The sequence below is a fragment of the Paraburkholderia terricola genome, assembly GCF_003330825.1.
In the GTDB taxonomy this organism is placed as follows: Bacteria; Pseudomonadota; Gammaproteobacteria; order Burkholderiales; family Burkholderiaceae; genus Paraburkholderia; species Paraburkholderia terricola.
Genome location: NZ_CP024941.1, coordinates 1,897,293 through 1,915,642, shown reverse-complemented (window position 1 = coordinate 1,915,642; position 18,350 = coordinate 1,897,293). Strand labels below are relative to the sequence as shown.

The 18,350-nt window shown below is 65.8% G+C and carries 13 protein-coding genes; 3 read left to right on the top strand and 10 right to left on the bottom strand.

From position 1 onward, the window contains the following. Positions 1–43: 43 nt before the first annotated feature. On the bottom strand, positions 44–2,245 hold the full coding sequence (locus CUJ90_RS08640) for an NHL repeat-containing protein (protein WP_114162425.1): 2,202 nt from the start codon (positions 2,243–2,245) through the stop codon (positions 44–46). Positions 2,246–2,935: 690 nt separating this feature from the next. Here CUJ90_RS08640 and CUJ90_RS08635 point away from each other — a divergent pair. From CUJ90_RS08635 to gmd, 3 genes are all read left to right on the top strand, one after another. Then, the gene (locus CUJ90_RS08635; RefSeq protein ID WP_073426635.1) at positions 2,936–4,069 is read left to right on the top strand and encodes an acyltransferase family protein; all 1,134 of its coding nucleotides are present in this window, start codon (positions 2,936–2,938) and stop codon (positions 4,067–4,069) included. Between the two features lie 164 nt (positions 4,070–4,233). Next, positions 4,234–4,917 (top strand): SGNH/GDSL hydrolase family protein, encoded by a 684-nt coding sequence (locus CUJ90_RS08630; RefSeq protein WP_244220017.1) that lies wholly within the window; start codon positions 4,234–4,236, stop codon positions 4,915–4,917. A gap of 226 nt (positions 4,918–5,143) precedes the next feature. After that, positions 5,144–6,187: a GDP-mannose 4,6-dehydratase gene (gene gmd / locus CUJ90_RS08625; RefSeq protein ID WP_073426636.1), complete on the top strand. Its 1,044-nt coding sequence runs from the start codon at positions 5,144–5,146 to the stop codon at positions 6,185–6,187. A 301-nt stretch (positions 6,188–6,488) separates the two neighbouring features. Here gmd and CUJ90_RS08620 read toward each other — a convergent pair whose 3' ends face one another. The 9 genes from CUJ90_RS08620 to CUJ90_RS08580 all read right to left on the bottom strand — a co-directional run bounded on the left by CUJ90_RS08620 (position 6,489) and on the right by CUJ90_RS08580 (position 18,279). After that, a complete protein-coding gene (locus CUJ90_RS08620; protein WP_083083719.1) occupies positions 6,489–7,655 on the bottom strand; it encodes a glycosyltransferase family 4 protein in 1,167 nt (388 codons plus the stop codon). 79 nt (positions 7,656–7,734) lie between these two features. Continuing rightward, positions 7,735–8,964, bottom strand: a complete 1,230-nt coding sequence (locus tag CUJ90_RS08615; RefSeq protein ID WP_073426638.1) for a glycosyltransferase family 4 protein — start codon at positions 8,962–8,964, stop codon at positions 7,735–7,737. Then, positions 8,961–10,424, bottom strand: coding sequence for a glucose-6-phosphate isomerase (locus tag CUJ90_RS08610; RefSeq protein ID WP_073426639.1), 1,464 nt, complete (start codon positions 10,422–10,424; stop codon positions 8,961–8,963). The genes CUJ90_RS08615 and CUJ90_RS08610 overlap by 4 nt, the downstream gene beginning before the upstream one ends. A 3-nt stretch (positions 10,425–10,427) precedes the next feature. Beyond that, positions 10,428–11,615 carry a glycosyltransferase gene (locus CUJ90_RS08605; protein ID WP_114162424.1) on the bottom strand — a complete coding sequence of 396 codons (1,188 nt, stop codon included), beginning with the start codon at positions 11,613–11,615 and terminating at the stop codon, positions 10,428–10,430. 97 nt (positions 11,616–11,712) lie between these two features. Then, positions 11,713–12,645 (bottom strand): glycosyltransferase family 2 protein, encoded by a 933-nt coding sequence (locus tag CUJ90_RS08600; RefSeq protein WP_083084286.1) that lies wholly within the window; start codon positions 12,643–12,645, stop codon positions 11,713–11,715. Positions 12,646–12,723: 78 nt separating this feature from the next. Then, on the bottom strand, positions 12,724–14,922 hold the full coding sequence (locus tag CUJ90_RS08595; RefSeq protein WP_114162423.1) for a polysaccharide biosynthesis tyrosine autokinase: 2,199 nt from the start codon (positions 14,920–14,922) through the stop codon (positions 12,724–12,726). Between the two features lie 167 nt (positions 14,923–15,089). Beyond that, a complete protein-coding gene (locus tag CUJ90_RS08590; RefSeq protein WP_374710259.1) occupies positions 15,090–16,334 on the bottom strand; it encodes a polysaccharide biosynthesis/export family protein in 1,245 nt (414 codons plus the stop codon). After that, entirely contained in the window at positions 16,328–16,783 is a 456-nt protein-coding gene (locus CUJ90_RS08585; protein WP_114162422.1) for an arsenate reductase/protein-tyrosine-phosphatase family protein, read from the bottom strand. Before CUJ90_RS08585 ends, CUJ90_RS08590 begins: the two co-directional genes overlap by 7 nt. A 53-nt stretch (positions 16,784–16,836) precedes the next feature. Further along, on the bottom strand, positions 16,837–18,279 hold the full coding sequence (locus CUJ90_RS08580; protein ID WP_073426643.1) for a UDP-glucose dehydrogenase family protein: 1,443 nt from the start codon (positions 18,277–18,279) through the stop codon (positions 16,837–16,839). Positions 18,280–18,350 lie beyond the last annotated feature (71 nt).

Sequence of the window (18,350 nt, the reverse complement as noted above, 5' to 3'; positions counted from 1 at the left end):
TGGGTTTGAATACGGTTGACTGCCTGTTGTTCTGTGCGCTTCATCAAGGTTTCCAGCGGTACATCATCACTTTGCCGCGCGCGTCTTCCTCGACGAACACGAGGTATTCGCCGTTGCTTCGCTTCGCGGCGCTGATGCCGTTGGGCACGTCGACCCAGCCCGACGCGCGGCCCACTTCCGGGCCCGGCCGGATCACGCCGAGTTCCTTGCCGCTGTCCTTGTCCCACACGTGCACCGCGCCGACCGGCTCGACGCCGAACACGTATTGCCCTTCGACGGTGAGCCCGATGATCGTGGCGATCGGCTTGCTCTGCGTGGTCCACGGCAGCGTGATCGAATAGCGCTGCACGGGGTTGCCGCTCGACCATTTGTCGTAGCGCACCAGCACGCGGCCCACTTCCTTCCAGAAGCCGCGATCGGTCGGCGTGTCGGCCGTATAGCCGGCCACGTACATCGTGTCGGTGTCGGGTTCGTAGATCGCGCGGTGCAGTTCGGTGAAGGGCTTGGGCACCGGGTATTGCGTCAGGTCCGAATACGAGTAGACGGGGTTGCCCTTCGCATCGAGTCCGCCGAAGCGGAAGCGGTAGATGCCCTTGGTGTCGCGCGTGCGCCAGATGTCGCCCGCGCTATCGACCCACCAGCCCCAGCCGCCCGCGAGCTTGGTGCCGCTCGTGTTCGGCGTGAATTCGTCGGTATTGAATTTGCCGTCGCCGTTCGCGTCGCGCCAGATCCAGTCGCCGCCCGGCGGCGCGTTCGGCACCTTCGCCACCGCGCGCTCGCGCCCGGCGATGAAGCCCGAGGGCGCGGCCACCTCGCCGTCGCGCTGCGGATCGAAGCGGTAGATCTTCAGGTGATCCGCGTACATGTCGGTGAGATACAGGAAGGTCTTGCCCTTGAGCTTGCGGGCGATCGGCAGCCCCGGATATTGGTCGGTGTGAAACACCGGGTCGTCGGGATACTTGAAGCGGTTCGACAGGAAGCCCACGTATTTCCAGTCCTGCCCCGCGGGCTTCGACAGATCGAGTTCGAAGCGCTTGTTGCCGGTGTAGACGCTGTCGGGCCGAGCCGGATCGATCCATGCGCCGTCGACGAACAGCAGCCCTTGCACCTGCCAGTTCTGCCGGCCGTCCGGCGCATAGCTTTCGAGCGTGGCGCCGAGGCCCGCGCCGATCGGCTCATAGCGCGGACCGATGCCGTTGGTCGACACATACACGTTGCCGCGCGCATCCACGCCCACGCCGGTCAGCCCGTTGAAACGCCGGGGTCCCGGCCTGCCCGCCACGCCGCTGAAAATGCCGCCGCGCTCGCCGAGCGAGCCCGACTCCGCATAGCGGCCATTGCTCCTGCTGAAGAACAGCACCTGCTGACGCGGACCGTTGTCGGCGATCAGGATGCGTCCTTGCGCGTCCACCGCGATATCGACGGCGAGCGTGTCCGCGGGCAGCGTGAAGTTTTCGTCGATGCGCTTGCCCGCGATCGTGTAGTGCTCGACGTGCGGCGCCGGGTCGTTGCGCGTGCCGGCCAGCACCCACAGCGTGCCGTCGGGCGCCAGCGCGAGACGGCCCGGCTCGTGCACGGTCCAGGTGGTTTTCTGTTGCATCGATTCGGCGTCGTAGACCTCGATGCGATCGCGCGCCGTGTTGGCCGCGAACAGCGTGGTGTCGTTCGCCGCGAGGCCGCCGATTTCGGCGCTCGTGCCGGTGGGCACTTCGTTCATCATCAGGAAGCCCGCGGCGAGCTGCGCATGCGGGTCGCCGCTTTTGGCGGCCGGCTGAAACGGCGCGGCGCGCTTCGGATCGGCGATCAGCCGGCGCGAGATGCCGAACCATTGCTTGCCCTTCTGCGGCCATACGCCCTGCTCGACGAGCCGCCCCTTCTCGTTGCCGACCGCGATCGCCACGAACGCGTATTGGCGATTCAGCGCGATCGCGTTGCCGCCGCTATTGCCCCAGCCGTGCGTGCCGCCCGCGAAGCCGAGCATCTTGCCGTCCTGGTAGACGCTGGCTTCCGCGCCGCTCTCGTCCCACGGCGCGTTCGTATAGACCTTGCCATCGGGCGCGACCGCGATCGCGGTGATATTGATTTGCGCCCACGCGCCGTCGCCGAAACCGAACGTGTTGCCGATCCATGAGGTTTTCGCGTTCAACGCGGTTTCCGCGCGAGCCGTGACGCCGACCGATCCCGCGACCAGTCCCGCCGCACATGCCAGCACGGCACACCAGCTTTTGAACGCGAAACGGGGCAAAGTATTTTCTCCAATCAGCGGCGCGCCGCGCTCAGGCAAACGACCCGCGCGGATAAAAAAATCCGGTGAGGTCACGGTAAGAACGCTTGCGAACGAATACGAACGGGTACAAAAAAGCCAGAAGCAACACAAGAACATCAGACCGGTTCGCGCAGGACACGAGGTCGGGTAACGACGGCGAGGCGGCATGCAGGCAACGGGAAGCGGCAGCGCCGCGGGCTCGCGAGCGGGACAACCGGGTGCGGCCCACGCGCCGTCCTTGGCCACCCAATTCACACGGCTCACATTACGCGGAAAAAACACCGCGACGAAAATCGAAAATAATTCAAAAATATTCGCCGCTTTAAGCGCAATGAAAGAAACTGATTTAAAAATCGATTAAAACGGAATGGACGCCGGGCTGGCCGGCGCCAGGCCGTTGCAGCCAAGCTTACCGACGCGGCCAGGCTCACGGCGCAGTTCTTACGCGTCGCGTCACGCCTTCGGCACAAGCATGAAAACTCATTGGAAATGAATAACGAAACACCCTGTTGCAATCTGATTCATTTATCCAATTCATTCCCGTTTTTTCACGATTTTCTTTTGCCTAGAATCGATTGCACTTCCGTTGCGACGCGAAGCGAGCGCGCCTGTGGTTGCCGAACGCGCGTTGCTTCGCCCGGCCCATCCGCTTCACACCATGGACGGTTCATGACTGCCAGCGCCCTGCCCTTAGCGCCTTCCCACTCCCGCCGCATCGTGCAGCTCGATGGCTTGCGCGCGATCGCCGTGCTCGCGGTGTTCGCGCAGCACGCGCTGAAGGCGCCGCTGTGGATGGGCGTCGATCTGTTCTTCGTGCTGAGCGGCTTTCTGATTACCGGCATCCTGCTCGAACGCAAGTCGCGCGAGCAGTCGTATTTCGCTTACTTCTACGCGCGCCGCGCGCGGCGCATCCTGCCGCCGTATCTGCTGCTGATGGTGGTGTCGTCGCTGCTGTTCGGTCTCGGCTGGGCGCAACACTGGCAGTGGTACGCGTTCTTCGCGACGAATATCGGCGACGCGCTCAACCAGAGCGGCCACGACAGCCTGAACGTGCTGTGGTCGCTCGCCGTCGAGGAGCAGTTTTATATTTTCTGGCCGTTCGTGATCCTGCTCGTGCCCGAGCGCGTGCTCGGCTACGTCGCGGCCGCGTTGATCCTGCTCGTGCCGGTGCTGCGCGCGGTCGCCACGCCCTGGTTCGATTCGTTCTGGCCGATCTATTACCTGACGCCGTTTCGCATGGACCTGCTCGCGGCCGGCGCGCTGCTCGCGGTCGCCGTGCGGCGCGATCGCGACGCGCTCGAACCGTTCAAGGGCGTCGCGGTGCTCGGCGTATTCGCCGCGCTCGCCGTGCTGGCGTGGCTGCATCTGCATTACCCGCGTTTTCGCGCGGCCAATACGCCGCTCTCCAACGCGGGGCTCTACAGCGTTTCGTTGGTGCTTTGCACGTCCGTCGTGGTCATCGCCCTGCAAAGCAAGGGCATCGTCAAGCGGCTGCTGTGCAATCCGGTGCTGGTCTATATCGGCACCATCAGCTACACGGTTTATCTGATTCACCTGAGCGTGCTGTACGCGCTGTGGCCGCTGCATCTGAACCGCTACATGACCGCGGCGCTCGCGCTCGCGATCACGCTCGCCTACGCGAGCATCACGTGGTTCGCGTTCGAGAAGCGGCTGATTTTCGGCGCGGGCGGCAAAGCGGCGCAAGCGCCGGTGCCGGGCGCGGGCGTCACGTGGGCGGCGCCGCAAGCGCCGGCCACGGGCCGTGGCGGGGCCGCGTCGCAAGCGCCGCGCAGCCGTGCATGAGGCGCGGCGGATGGCGCAGAGCGAGCTTGAGGACTACCGCGGCGCTGGCTTCGCTCGCGCTGCTGTCGTTTGCGCTGCTTTCGTTGCCGGCCGGCGCGCATGCGGCCAGCGTGGACGCAAGCCCGGCGAAGCCGACGAATTTGACGCAAACCCAGGCGACGCAAATCCGGGCCACGCAAATTCAGCCGACGCAGGCGCGTGCAAAACCGGCCCAGGTGCTGATCGACGCCTATGGCGATTCGACCACGCTCGGCATCACATGCAGCGACGGTCATTGCGGCCCGCAGGCGCAAAACGCCGTGGCTTTTTTGCAGGATGAATTGCAGGCGCGGCACGGCGAACGCGTGCGCGTCACGAACTACGGCGTGGGCGGCACGATGGCGACGCAACTGCGCGACGGCACCGGCAACCGCCGCGCCGGCCCGAGCGCCGGGCTGCCGTGGCAGGAGCGGCTCGCCGCGTCGCCCGCGGAGATCGTGCTGATCAATTACGGCATCAACGAAGTCATGCAGAACCAGACGCCCGAGGCGTTCTACGCGGCCGAAACGGCGCTCGTGAAAACCGCCCGCGCGCTCGGCAAGGAGCCGGTTCTGCAGACCTCGAATCCGATGCCCGACGGCCGGCTCAACGCGCGGCTCGCCGCGATGGTGGCGATGACGCGCCGCGTGGCCGCCGAACAGCAGGTGCCGCTCGTCGACCAGTTCGCCTACATCAGCAATTTGCCCGACTGGAAGACGCTGATGTCCGACGGCGCGCATCCGAAGCCGGGCTTGTACCGGCTCAAGGCCGAGGAAGATTTTCAAATCGTCGATCCGCTGGTGCGGCGACTGCTGGACGGCGCGCTTTGAAGCTTTTTTCGGGTGCGCCTGGGGTGCGCCTGGGGTGCGCCTTGTGAGTGGCTCGCGAAGAAGCGTGCTTCCGACAGGCGCTTTTCGAGTGTTGCCGCGGGGTGTGCCGCTTGATGTGCCAATGACCGTGCCGCTGTGTTCGTCGACAAAAGTGTGCCAATGACATGCGCCGTAGCCGGCGCGAATGCTTCTTCTCTTTCTCTTTTACCAATATCGAAGGCAAGCTATGAGCCAACCACGCAAAGCGATCATCACCGGCGTATCCGGACAGGACGGCGCCTATCTGACCAAACTGCTGCTCGACAAGGGCTATCACGTGACCGGCACGTACCGGCGCACCAGTTCCGTCAACTTCTGGCGCATGCGTGAGCTCGGCGTGCTCGATCATCCGAATCTGCGTCTGGTCGAACACGATCTGACCGACCTCGGCTCCACGCTGCGCCTGCTCGAAGGCGCGCAGGCCGACGAGCTCTATAACCTCGCCGCGCAAAGCTTCGTGGGCGTCTCGTTCGACCAGCCTGTGACCACCGCCGAAGTGACCGGCATCGGCGCGCTGAATCTGCTGGAAGGCATCCGCATTCTGAATCCGAAGACCCGTTACTACCAGGCGTCGACCTCGGAAATGTTCGGCCTCGTGCAAGCGGTGCCGCAACGCGAGGACACGCCCTTCTATCCGCGCAGCCCGTATGGCGTGGCCAAGCTGTTCGCGCACTGGTCGACCATCAACTACCGCGAATCGTATGGCCTCTTCGCGAGCAGCGGGATTCTGTTCAATCACGAATCGCCGCTACGTGGCCGCGAATTCGTCACGCGCAAGATCACCGACACCGTCGCCAAGATCAAGCTCGGCAAGCAGGACGTGCTGGAACTCGGCAACCTGAGCGCGAAGCGCGACTGGGGTTTCGCGCTCGAATACGTGGAAGGCATGTGGCGCATGCTGCAAGCCGATGAACCGGATACCTTCGTGCTCGCCACCGGCCGCACCGAAACGGTCCGCGACTTCGTGCTCATGGCGTTTGCCGCGGCGGGTTATCAGATCGAGTGGTCGGGCAAGGAGGAACGCGAGATCGGTATCGACGTCGCCACCGGCAAGACCCTGGTGCGCGTGAATCCGAAGTTCTACCGTCCGGCCGAAGTGGATCTGCTGATCGGCTGCGCCGACAAGGCGCATGAGAAGCTCGGCTGGAAGCCGGAAACCACGCTCGAACAGCTATGCCACATGATGGTTCATGCGGATATCGGGCGCAACGAGCATCACGAGACGTTTTGATCTGAGCGCGTTTGCCGCGTCACGGCCTCCGGACTCGACGGTCTATACCGTAGTGTCCGGAGGCCGTGAATGATTTCGCGGAGTGGGATTGCTTTCCGGGGAAAAGCTGGATAGCGACAAACCGGTCTATTGCTTAGCTGGAAAACGACAAACGCAGCGCTTGCCGACCGCTAACTTAGCGCTTTAGCGACAGCGCTTTAACCACAACGCTTCAACGACCACGCTTCAACGGCCACGATAATGAGCGGCCGAAGCCGCCCCATCCATGCACCCTCCGCGCGGAGCAGCGCGTGGCCTTGCTTCAATGCACCCCACCCGCCGCGATCGCCTCGCCATACACCGCGGCGACCCGCTTCGCGATCACCGAGTTATCGAAGTTCTCACGCGCGTAGCGGCGGCACGCATCCGAATCCGGCATCTTCAGCGAGCCGTTCAACGCGCCCGCCAGGCCTTCGGCGATTGCCTTCGCGCCCGTCTCCGGCAGCACCAGGTTCGGCGACAAACCCGCCACCGCTTCCGGCAAACCGCCCACCGGGGTCACCAATACCGGCGTGCCCGACGCCAGCGATTCGACGGTGATCAGCCCAAAGCCTTCCAGCGCCACCGTCGGCACCACGCTGATATTCGCCGCGCGGTACAACGCCGCCAGATGCTGATCGGGCACGAAGCCCAGCAACTTGACGTTGTTCTCCAGCCCGGCCTCGCTGATGCGCGCCTGCAACTCGCCTTCGAGCCGCCCCTTGCCCGCGATCAACAGCAGCACGTCGGGCTCGCTGCGCTTGAGCAGCTTCACCGCGTCGATCAGATCCTCCAGACCCATGCGGCGCACCAGACGCCGCACCGCCAGCACGATCGGCCGGTCTTGCGGCAATTGCAGTTTGAGGCGCGCCTCGGCCGGCGTGATCGGCAGATTGAACTGCTCGACGTCCACGCAGCCGGGCACCACGCGCACCCGCTCCGGCGCGATGCGATAGCGCGAAGTCAGAATCTTGCCGAACGCCTCGGACAGCACGATCAGCCGCGACGAGCGCGCATACACCGATTGCTCCAGATAGCGCTTGGCGCGCTGGCCGAGCGAGTCGGCGCCTTCCACATGACTCTCGTCGGCCCACGGTCCCTGAAAATGCGAGACCTGCGGAATGCCGCGCGTCACGTCGAGCCCCGGAAACGTGTACAGCGCGAAGTGCGACGAGATCACGTCGGGGCGCGACCGGCTGATTTCCTGACGCAGCGCGCGGCGCGCGGCCATCAGCCGCAGCGGCAGCGATTGCGCGGCGGAGCCGAAGCCGTTGATCGCGCCGCCGGTGTCCGCGGCCACCTTGGGCGAGCCGGCCACCACGCCGCGCACCGCGACGCCCGCGCCCGGCAGCGCGCCGACCAGCGAGTAGTACATGCGGTCGAGGCCGCCCGCGCGCTCGGGGAACCAGTGCATCCCGATCTGCAGCGATTTGATTGAGCTCGTCGTCATGGTTGTTGCCCCTGTGCGTTCTGTGAGTTGTGTGAGTCAAGCGATGCGGCGCGCGATCGTGCAAGCGAGGTCCGCGCGATCATTCGGCGCTCTTCTGTCCGGCCAGCGTGTTCAGCGTCAACGCGTCGGTCTTGGCGACCACCGCCGCTTCCGCGTCGCTGCGCCGGCGGTTTTTCTGCTGCCCTTCCAGTTGCCGGTACAGCGCGATGTATTGCGCGGCCATCCGGGCCCAGCCGAAGCCGGTGGCGAGTTCGTTGGCGGCGACACCCATCGCGCGCCGCGCGCCGTCGTTGTCGGCGAGACGCGCGACCGCGCCGGCCAGCGCCTTGGGATCGTCCGGGTCGTCGAGCACGATGCCGCATTCCGGCGTGATGATCTCGGCGCCGCCCGCCGTGCGCGCGGTGACGACGGGCAGACCCGCCGCCATCGCCTCGAGCAGCGACAGGCTCATCGCTTCATAGCGCGAGGGAAACACGAAGGCGTCGACCGAATGCATCAGCACCGGCATCTCCTTCACGAGCCCCAGAAAATGCACGCGATGCGCGATGCCGAGCGCCTTCGCTTCTTCAGGATAGGGACTGCCCGGCAGAAAACCGGCCACCGCCATCTGCACATGCCCGGGCAGATGCTTGAGCGCGGCGAGCACCGTGCCGAGGTTCTTGCGCGGCGTGCGCAAGTCGCCGACGAACAGCAGCAGGAACGCGTCCTTCGGCAAGCCGAATTTCTCGCGGTCGCCGGTGGCTGCGGCGAAGCCTTGCGTGTCGACGCCGTTGTAGATCACATCGACGCGGTTATCCGGCGTGAGGCCGATCGCGCGAATCTCGTCGGCGACCTTCTGCGACACCGCCGTGATGACCTTCGAGCGGCGGTAGGCCCAGCGTTCGAGCAGCGCGTTGCAGCGCGTATAGATCGACTGATACGCGGACCACACGCCCTTGGTAAGCCCGAACGGATAGTACTTGCTGCCGAACCAGCCGCTATGCACGAAGTGCGAGGTGTTGACGTCGGCGGGCATCCACGTGATGAAGCCGTTCACGTGCAGCACGTCGTATTCGCTGCGATGCGCGCGCAGCCACATCGCGCTCTTGAACGCGAACACCTGCTGGCGCAGCAGATTGGTGGGCCACCAGCGGCCGATTTTCATCGGCACCCAGCGGACGTTGGGGTGGGCGAGCAGATCGGGCGCGACGTGCGAGGCGACCAGCGTGACGCCGATGTTCTCGTCGAGCGCGGCGCGCGCGATCTCGTGGTTGACGCGCCCCTGGCCGTCGTTATGGCGCACGACGTGCGTGACAATGGCGACTCTCACTCAGTGCCTCCGTGGACAAATAGCGTGCGTCTGCGGTTCATTTTTTCGTAGTGCACCGCAGAAAGGATCGAAAAAACACTCATGAAAAGCAGCAGTCCGCCTGTGCCGACCAGCGAATTGGTGAACACCAGCATCGCGAAGGTCGCGAGACTCAGGCTCAGGCAGGCGGACACGAACTTGTCGTTGCGCATCCTGAACGACGCGAGCACCGCGCGCACCACCAGCCAGACGATGCCGGACATGTACAGCAGCGTGCCGGGCCAGCCGAGCACGAACGGAATGTTCATCACGCCGCTGTCGAAGTTGCCGTACTGGCCGAGCTGGCCGCCGTCGTTCGAGAGCTTGGTGGAGGTGCCGGTCGCGCCCATGCCCTCGCCGGCCACGTCGGTAAAGGCGGTTTTCGCGAAGGTCGCGTAGAACTCGTTACGCGCGGCGTAGCTCTGGTCGTCGTTCAGGTTGACGATGGTGGAGAGCCGCGCCTGCATCCGCTCGGCCACCGGGCCGACCGCGAGCAACGGCACGCACAGGCCCGCGAGCAGCACCGCGCTCGCGATGATGCGCACGCGCACCTTGTTGTTCGATTTGACCAGTTGAATCAGGAGCGCGACGATCCAGCCGCCCCACGTCGAACGCACGAGGCTCAGCGCGAACGAGAAGAAGCCGAGCGCCGCGGCGATCCAGCGCACGCGGTGCGTGGCCGCCATCACGAAGACCATCGCGCCCATCATCGCGAACGCGAACGGGCCCGACGAATTCATCGTGCTGAACACGCGCACACCCATCGGCACGGCGTCGCCTTGCGAGTTCATCTGCGAGCCGAGCATCCACAGCGCGTCCCACTGCGGCATGATGAAGAACTGGATCAGCCCGTAGCCGCCCATCACCAGCATGCCCCAGATGAAGGTGTTGACGATGGTGTCGCGGTACTGCGGATACTGGCGCGTGTGCGCCATGATGTGAAAGCCGATCAGGATCGGATAGAGCCAGTTCGCGAGGTCGTAGGTGGCGGCGAGCGGCCCGCTCGACATCACGCCGATCATGAACGCGTAGGCGAGCCCGAGCAGCACCAGCAGCACCGGCAAGCCGCGCCGCTGCGACAGCAGCCGGTAGTAGCGCAGCAACGAGAACGCGCTGATCATCGTCACCGCGAGCGGCGCGACCTGGATCAGGCTGGTGGGCGTGAACGAGCCCTTGGACCAGTCGGCGAGACGCCGCACTTCCGGGCTCAGGAACCACAGCCACCACATGAAACCGATGTAGCGCGCCGGATTCCTGAAATACAGCCACAGGCCCGTGAGGATCGCGAGCAGCGGAAACGCGAGCGTGAGCACCGTGCCCTGACGCGCGCCGATCATGAGCGCCGTGATCAGCCACAGCAGCGCCTCCGGCATCCACTCCTTGCGGCCGTTGGAGACGGCTCGCGGTGCGCCGTCGGCGCCGGCTCGCGTGATCGTCGACATCGTTTAGAAGCCTCCGCGCGATTCGCGCGCGCGCTGTCCGGCGGAACCGCTTGTGCCTGCACCCGCGCCTGCACCCGCACCCGCACCCGCCATGCGCCCGCGCAACGCCGCGCGCGCCCGCAGCATGTCCTGCGTGATCCGCACGTGCTGCATCGCGTAGCTTTGGGTGGTCAGATCGCGCGACAGCAAACCGGCCGCCGCCGCCTGGGCCTGCTGCAAGGCTTCGGCCGGCGACGCGACGAGCCGGTCCACCGCTTCGCGCAGCGCCTGCGGATTGAACGGCGGGATATACGCGGCCTCGCCCGCCGGGAAATAATCCTGCAACGCGCCGACGTTGGTCACCACCATCGGCTTGCCGACGGCGGCCGCCTCCAGCATCACGGTGATGCCCGAAGCGTGCGTATTGGGCCGCAGCGGCACGACGATCACGTCGGCCCAGTCGTACAGTTCGTGTTGCTTTTTGATGCCCGAGAACAGCGCGATCTCGACGTTCGGCGCGCGCAACGAGGCGGGAATCCGGCGGCGCGTCGCGAGTTTCACCGTGTAGCGGTCGTCGTTGCCGAGCGCCTTGATGAGCGTCTCCCAATCGCGGTCGCGGTCGTTGCCGATCGCGGCGATGCGCAGCGGCGTGTGCGGCTTCCACTCGCTCGGCGCGCGCACCGGAAAGTCCTGCGTATTCAGGCCGTAGAGCAGCGGCTTCGCATCGCGGTCGAAATAGCGCCGGCACAGCTCGGCGTTTTCGCTGGCGAGCGTGGTCAACTGATCGGCGCGCGTCATCAGCTTGCGATACAGCCAGCTACGCAGCATCCCGTACGAAGGCCACTTGTCGAGCAGCCACACGCTTTGCGCGAGCAGCAAGGGAGAGGAGTCGGCGCCCGCCTTGCGGCCGGAGAGCAGCAGCATCAGCGCGGCGGAGAGCCATTCCTGTTCGGTGTGCGTCCAGATCACGTCGGCGCGCAGCATGTCGGCGCGGTTGCGCCACGTGTGGATGAAGTCGAAGCCGAGCGCCGCCTTCAGCGCGCGGCGCAAGAGGCGCGCGGCCTTGCCTTCGCGCGCGTCCTGCGAATAGGTCAGCGCGAACGCGTCGGATTCCGCGTGGTGATAGCCATACAGGCAGCCGATGTTGTCGCCCGGTCGATAAAAACGCGGGTCGGCGCCATAAAACAGGTGAACGTGAACTTTCGTACTCATGCAGTCACTCCGGTCTGCCGGTGGAAAGGGGCATCGCCGCGCGCGTGCCCGCGCGCCGGCCGATGCACGAACGTGCCGGACATGTCGCTGGTTTCGCTCACGCGGCGCGTGACAGCGCGCGGCGCGCCTCGTGCGCGCCGGTGCGCACCGCCCGCCAGCGCGACAGCTTCAGGGCCGCCTGCCTCGACACGAGCGCGAGCGCCGCGTGCGTGAGTCCCGGATAGACCCGCGTGCCGACCAGCGTCCACCACCACCACGCGGTTTCGCGGCGCAGCGGCGGCAACTGGTCGCGCAGGATCAGATGGAAGTTGAAGGCGGCGTTGCGCAACGCGGTCATGGTCTGCGCGTCGCGCCGGTCGTCGTCGAAACGTTCGGCGGGGAAGTGATCGACCGCCACGCGCGGGTCGTACATCAGCTTCCAGCCGGCGTTCTTCACGGCGAGGCTGAAGGCCATGTCGTTGTGGACCTGCGCGCCCGCGCCGCGCAAACGCGCGTCGAAGCGGATGGCGCGCACCGCATCGCGCCGGTAGCTCATGTTGGCGCCCTTCAGGATGTCGACTTCGCGCGCGCCGCCCACGCCGAGATGATGATTGCCGATGATCTTGCCGTGCGCGGTGACCTTGCCCACCAGCGGCCGCTGGCCGTCGAGCACGCGGCCTTTTTCATGCACCCAGTCGCGTCCGCCGAGCGCGCCGAGGCGCGCATCGTTTTCGAACGCGGCCGCGATGCGTTCGACCCAGTCGGCGTGCGGCGCGGCGTCGTCGTCGGTGATCGCGATCACGTCGCCCGTGGCGGCGTCCAGTCCGCGATTGAGCGCCGCGACCTGGCCCGGCACGTCGACCAGCGCCACGGCGAGCGGCAGCTTGCCCGGCACCGCCGGATCGCGCAGACAGGCATGGGTCGCTTCGTCGTCGGCGCGCGCCACCACCACCACTTCGTCCGGCGCGCGCGATTGCCGTTGCAGCGCCGCGAGGCAGCGCGCCAGATCGGCCGGGCGGCGGTAAGTCGGAACCAGTACCGTCACTTTCATCGTGATGTCCTTTGTTATCGTCATTGCGACAGCTTTCGAATGCGCGCGAAGTTCAGGGGCTCGTCAACGCGCCTCACCTCAGGTGCTCAGATATTCCTGAACCGCCGCATAGCTGCGGTCGTAGCCGCCGCGCGCGCGCGCCGGCATGCCGTTGAAGATGCCGCCCTGCACGTGCACGCCGGCGGCCCGCAAACGCTTGAGCGCGTCGGCGATCTCGCCCTCGCTGTGCACGCCCGAGCGCATCACGAAGAAGGTCGAGCCGGCATACGCGCCGATGATCGACGCATCGGTCACCGCCAGCACCGGCGGCGTGTCGATCAGGATCACGTCGTAGCGCTTGGCGAGGCCGTCGAGGTATTGCGGCAGACGCGGCGACATCAGCAGCTCCGACGGATTCGGCGGACGGCGGCCGCACGAAATGAAGCTCAAGCCTTCCACGGGCGCGTTGCGGATCGCTTCCTCCAGCGAGATCTGGCCGCTCAGCAATTCGGACAGGCCATTGTCCTGGGCGCCGCCCAGATAGCGTTCGAGCACGCCGCGGCGCATGTCGCCGTCGATCAACAGCACGCGCTTGCCCGAATTCGCCAGCAGCACCGCGAGATTGACCGTCAGGAAGCTCTTGCCGACGCCGGCCATCGGGCCCGTCAGCATGACGATGCGATTCTTCGCGTCGAGCATCGTGAACTGCATGGAGGTGCGCAGGCTGCGCAGGCTTTCGATCGTGACGTCCTTCGGCCGCGCGTTCGCCAGCACCGAGCGCAGGCGTTCGCCGCCGCGCTCGAAACTGCTTTCGAGCAGCGCCTGCTCGGGGCTCAACGGCACGAGGCCGAACACCGGCAGATGGAATGCGCGCTCGATGTGGTCGGGGTCGTCGATGCCCTTGAACATATTGCGGCGCAGGAACACGAAACCCGTGCCCGCGATCAGGCCGAGAATCACCGCCGCCGACAGGATCAGCACCTTCTTCGGCTTGACCGGCACGCCGGGGCGCAACGCGGCGTCGACGATATGCACGTTGCCGCCGGTGCCGGCCTTCTGCACCGAGAGCTCCTGCACGCGGTTGAGCAGCAGCACGTAGATGTCCTCGGCGACCTTCGCGTCGCGCTGCAACTGCACGGCCTTTACTTCGGTGGCCGGCAGATCGCGGAAGCGGTCGGCGTACTTGGCGCGCTGCGCCTGCAATTCGGCCATCTGTTCGCGCGCGGCCTTGAGCGTCGGGTGGTCGTCGCCGTAACGCTCGGTGAGCTGCGCCATCTGCAGACGCAAGCCGGCGATCTGCTGCTCGTACTGCACGCTGCCTTCCAGGTAGACCTTGGCTTCCTCGCTCGCGTTGATCGAGCCGGATTGACGCTGATACGCGGTCAGCGCGGCCTCGGCGCGTTCGAGATCGGACTTCAGGCGCGGCTCCTCGCTCTTCAGGAAGTCGAGCATCTTGCTCGCGTCGGCCTGCTTGTTCAGCACGTGCTGGCGCACATACGACTGCGCGAGCGCGTTGGCGACCTCGGCCGCGTGCGCCGGGTCCTTGTCCTCCAGCGAGATCTGGATCACGCCGGTCTGCTTGCCCTGCTCCTGCACGCTGATCGCCGACTGGAACGCGGTGATCGCGTCGAGATCGTTCGCGCGCATCACGGTGAACTGCTCGCCCGGACGCGCCACCAGTTTGTTCACGAGCATCGTCACGCCGCCGCCCTGCTCCTGCTGGCCGACCTGGCCGCGCAGCAGCAGCGTGCCGTTCGGCGCGTAGAGCTCGTAGTGCTGGTCGTCGATGGCCTTCATCGTGAGCTTCTGGCCTTCCAGCGCGGGCACCACGTCGATCGAATCGACGTCGCCCACCTCGCCGCCCCATGCATACGACGACAGACCGAGCCACGGCCGCGCCGGCTGGCCGGGGCTCGCCATGCGCGCGGCGATGCTGCCGAGCAAGGGGAACATCTTCGGCGTGACGCTGAAGTTCAGCTTCAACTGCTGCACCACGGGCGCGACCACGCCGCGGCTCTTGATGATCTCGATTTCGGCGTCGGTCGGCAGCGAGGTGGAGCCGGTGGTGATCGCCGCGCCCGTCTGCGTCTGCGTGAGCGCCTGCGAGGTGTTGTCGGACTGCTCGACGCGCACGTGCGCGTCGGCCGAATACACCGGCTTGGCAAGGTAGCAGTACGCGCCCGCCATGCCGACGATCACCGCGGCAATGGCGATCAGCCACCAGATGTCGTCGAGGATCACCTGCACCAGTTGCCCGAGGACGACGTCCTCTTCTTCGGTCCGAACCGGACCGGCCATGTATGGAGAGATTTGATTGCTCACAATTCGATCCCGTATCGGTTGCTGCGGCGTGTGTCTGGGCTTCTTGCTTCTTTCATCCTGCTTCCCGGCTGGCTTGCCTGTCTTTCCGTGTCGAGGGCCCGCGCCCCGTGAAGGCGGCGCGGACCCGTCGACGCCGTCGCGGCTTAGCGCGTCAACTGCTTCAGGTAGAACAACGTCTGCACGCTCGGCAAGACCTGCTGCAACACACGGTTGAAGGTGGTCGAGGCGGCGGTGCCCACATACACGACATCCATCGGCTGCAACTGGAACTGCGACGACAGCATGATCGCGTCCGGCTGCGTCATGTCGAGGCGGTACACGTCCGGCGTGGTCGGCTTCTCGCGCATGCCGCGCATCACGAAGATCTGCCGCGGATTGGCGTCGGTGTCGAGAATGCCGCCCGCCTGCGTGAGCGCGTCGGCGATCGTCAGACGGCCCTTCAGCATCGGCACCTGGATCGGCGTCTTCACTTCACCCATCACGAAGATGCGGCTGTCGCTGCGGTCCGGCACGTTGATCACGTCGCCGCCTTGCAGCATCACGTTCTGCGTGGTGTCGCCCTTGTCGAGCATGCGGTTGGCGTCGAGCACATAGAGCTTGTTGTTGCGCGTGAGACGCACGCGCTGGATGTCCGCGTCGCCGGTCGAGCCGCCCGAGCGCGTGATCGCGTCGACCAGCGTGAGCGGCACGTCGCTGACGGCGAGCGGCCCCGGCGTCTTCACCTCGCCGGTGACCTGCACTTTCTGCCCGCGGTACGACAGCACGCGCACGTCGACCTGCGGATTGCGGATATAGCGCACGAGGCCCGATGCGAGCTGATCGCGCAGTTCGCCCGGCGTCTTGCCGGCGGCCTTGATGCGGCCGACGAACGGGAAAAAGATCGTGCCGTCGGCGGCGATGGTCTGGCCGTACGGATCGGCCTGGCCCGGCAGCGCGGCCGTATAGGGCTGCTGCAACGCGCCGGCGACGCTTTGCGTGGTGTTGCCGCCGGAGGACAGCGTGCTGCCCTGCGGGGTGGTCAATTCGGGGTGATCCCACACGGTGATGCCGAGAATGTCTTGCGGCGACAGACGGTACACGTACTGCGACGGATCGCTGAAACGCGAGGTCGGCAGCACCTGGGTCGCGGCGGCGGCGGCTTGCGCCTGCGCGGCGACCAGCGGGCCGTCGATCAGATGGACCGGATAGGTTTCCGCAGCCTGGCTCTGGTGCTGGCCGTCGTCTTTGAGACGGGAGGTGTCGAGATAATTGCCAGGTGCGGTGGCGCAGGCCGACAGAAAGGACGTCAGCAAAAGCGAGGCGGCGACTCTCGACTTGAAGCGCGTCGAGTCGAAGCCCGTCGATGTGAAGTTCGCAAGCGAGCTTGCAGCGGTTTTTTTCATCAGCATATTTTCTTCAGCCATCCCATGACCAGATGTTCGATGAGCACGAGACTCTCCCTATAAGTGGTTTCCGCGCCGCCATGCGGATCGGCGACGTCGGAATCGGCCTCCCACTTGCCGAGCGGATAAACCTTGCCGCGCGAGGCCGGATCGAGCGCCTCGACCGCGCTCACCTGCGCGCGCTCGCTGACCAGCACCAGATCGGCGGCGCGCACGAGCTGCCGGTCGAGACGTCTCGAGTAGTGGATCCCGGAGGCGACGCCCCGCTCCGCGAGCAGGCGCTGCATCACCGGGTCCATGCCGTGGCCGTTCACGGCACGGATGCCCGCCGAATGAAACGCGATCGGCGCTGCCGACGTGCGCGACGTCAATCGCTGCCGGGCCTTGAACAGCATTTCGGCGGCAGGCGAACGGCACACGTTGGCGTGGCAGACGATCAGAACGTTGGCGAACATAGCGGACTCCCTTCGGGTGAGACGCTTCGTGACGGCGCGTTGGCGTGGACGGCCTAGCGGCCGGTCTCGGCCGTGGCGGCCTCGGCGACGAGCGGCAAGCCGTTCGCGCCGACCTTCGCCGGTGCGTTGCGCAGCGCATGCTGACGGCCGATCGCGTGATACTCGATACCGAGTTCCAGCAGCGCGTCCGGTTCGTACAGATTGCGGCCGTCGAAAATCAGCGGCGTCTTGAGGATCTGCTTGAGCGCGTCGAAATCCGGGCTCTTGAAGACCTTCCATTCGGTGAGGATCACCAGCGCGTCGGCGCCCTCGGCCGCCTCCATCTCTTCCGTCGTGAACGTGAGGCGCGCGTGCTGCTGCGGCACGTCCTTCAGGTCGAGCGCGAACACGCGCTTCGATTCGTCGATCGCGACCGGGTCGTAGGCCTTCACGCGCGCGCCGCGGCGCAGCAGTTCGGCGATCAGCGGACGGCTCGGCGCTTCGCGCATGTCGTCGGTGTTCGGCTTGAACGCGAGACCCCAGATCGCGAACGTGCGATCCGACAGGTCCTCGCCCAGACGCGCGACGATCTTGTGCGCGAGCACTTTCTTCTGCGTGTCGTTGACGGCTTCCACCGCTTCGAGAATGCGCAGGTTCGCCTTGTGATCGGCGGCCGTGCGGATCAGCGCCTGCACGTCCTTCGGGAAGCACGAGCCGCCGTAGCCGCAGCCGGCATACAGGAAGTCGTAGCCGATGCGCGGATCGGAGCCGATGCCGCGGCGCACCGCCTCGATGTCGGCGCCGACGCGGTCGGCCAGATTGGCGAGTTCGTTCATGTACGAAATGCGCGTGGCGAGCATCGCGTTGGCCGCGTACTTGGTGAATTCGGCGGAGCGCACGTCCATGTACAGCGTGCGTTCGCGATTGCGGTTGAACGGCGCGTAGAGGCGCTTCATCAGTTCGCGCGCTTTTTCGCCGGGCACGTCCTCGTCGCAGCCGAGCACGATGCGATCGGGCCGCGTGAAGTCCTCCACCGCCGCGCCTTCCTTCAGGAACTCGGGATTGGAGACCACCGAGAACATGTGGCTCGCATTGCGCGCGGCCAGTTCTTCCGCGATCGCTTCGCGCACGCGCGAGGCGGTGCCGACCGGCACCGTCGATTTGTCGACGATCACCTTGAAGCCGGTCATGTGGCGGCCGATGTTGCGCGCGGCGGCCAGCACGTATTGCAGGTCGGCCGAACCGTCCTCGTCCGACGGCGTGCCCACCGCGATGAACTGAATGTCGCCGTGCGCGACCGCGGCTTCGACGTTGGTCGAGAACTTCAGACGCCCGGCCTTGCGATTACGTGCGATGACCTCCTGCAGACCCGGTTCATGGATCGGCACGCCGCCGTTGTTGAGCACGTCGATCTTGCGCTGATCGACGTCGAGACAGAACACGTCGTGGCCGATGTCGGCCAGACAGGCGCCCGTCACGAGGCCTACGTAGCCGCTACCGATGATCGTCAGGTTCATGTGTTACCTCGGAGGTTGGGTTGGTTCACAAATAAAGTTCGGGGCCACCGCAAGAAAACGCCGGGCCGCCC

Bases quoted from the DNA above. Each gene is read 5' to 3' on its own strand.
- CUJ90_RS08635 (WP_073426635.1), top strand. From the start codon at position 2,936: ATGACTGCCAGCGCCCTGCCCTTAGCGCCTTCCCACTCCCGCCGCATC.
- gmd (WP_073426636.1), top strand. From the start codon at position 5,144: ATGAGCCAACCACGCAAAGCGATCATCACCGGCGTATCCGGACAGGAC.
- CUJ90_RS08620 (WP_083083719.1), bottom strand. From the start codon at position 7,655: ATGACGACGAGCTCAATCAAATCGCTGCAGATCGGGATGCACTGGTTC.
- CUJ90_RS08610 (WP_073426639.1), bottom strand. From the start codon at position 10,424: ATGTCGACGATCACGCGAGCCGGCGCCGACGGCGCACCGCGAGCCGTC.
- CUJ90_RS08605 (WP_114162424.1), bottom strand. From the start codon at position 11,615: ATGAGTACGAAAGTTCACGTTCACCTGTTTTATGGCGCCGACCCGCGT.
- CUJ90_RS08600 (WP_083084286.1), bottom strand. From the start codon at position 12,645: ATGAAAGTGACGGTACTGGTTCCGACTTACCGCCGCCCGGCCGATCTG.
- CUJ90_RS08595 (WP_114162423.1), bottom strand. From the start codon at position 14,922: ATGGCCGGTCCGGTTCGGACCGAAGAAGAGGACGTCGTCCTCGGGCAA.
- CUJ90_RS08590 (WP_374710259.1), bottom strand. From the start codon at position 16,334: ATGCTGATGAAAAAAACCGCTGCAAGCTCGCTTGCGAACTTCACATCG.
- CUJ90_RS08585 (WP_114162422.1), bottom strand. From the start codon at position 16,783: ATGTTCGCCAACGTTCTGATCGTCTGCCACGCCAACGTGTGCCGTTCG.
- CUJ90_RS08580 (WP_073426643.1), bottom strand. From the start codon at position 18,279: ATGAACCTGACGATCATCGGTAGCGGCTACGTAGGCCTCGTGACGGGC.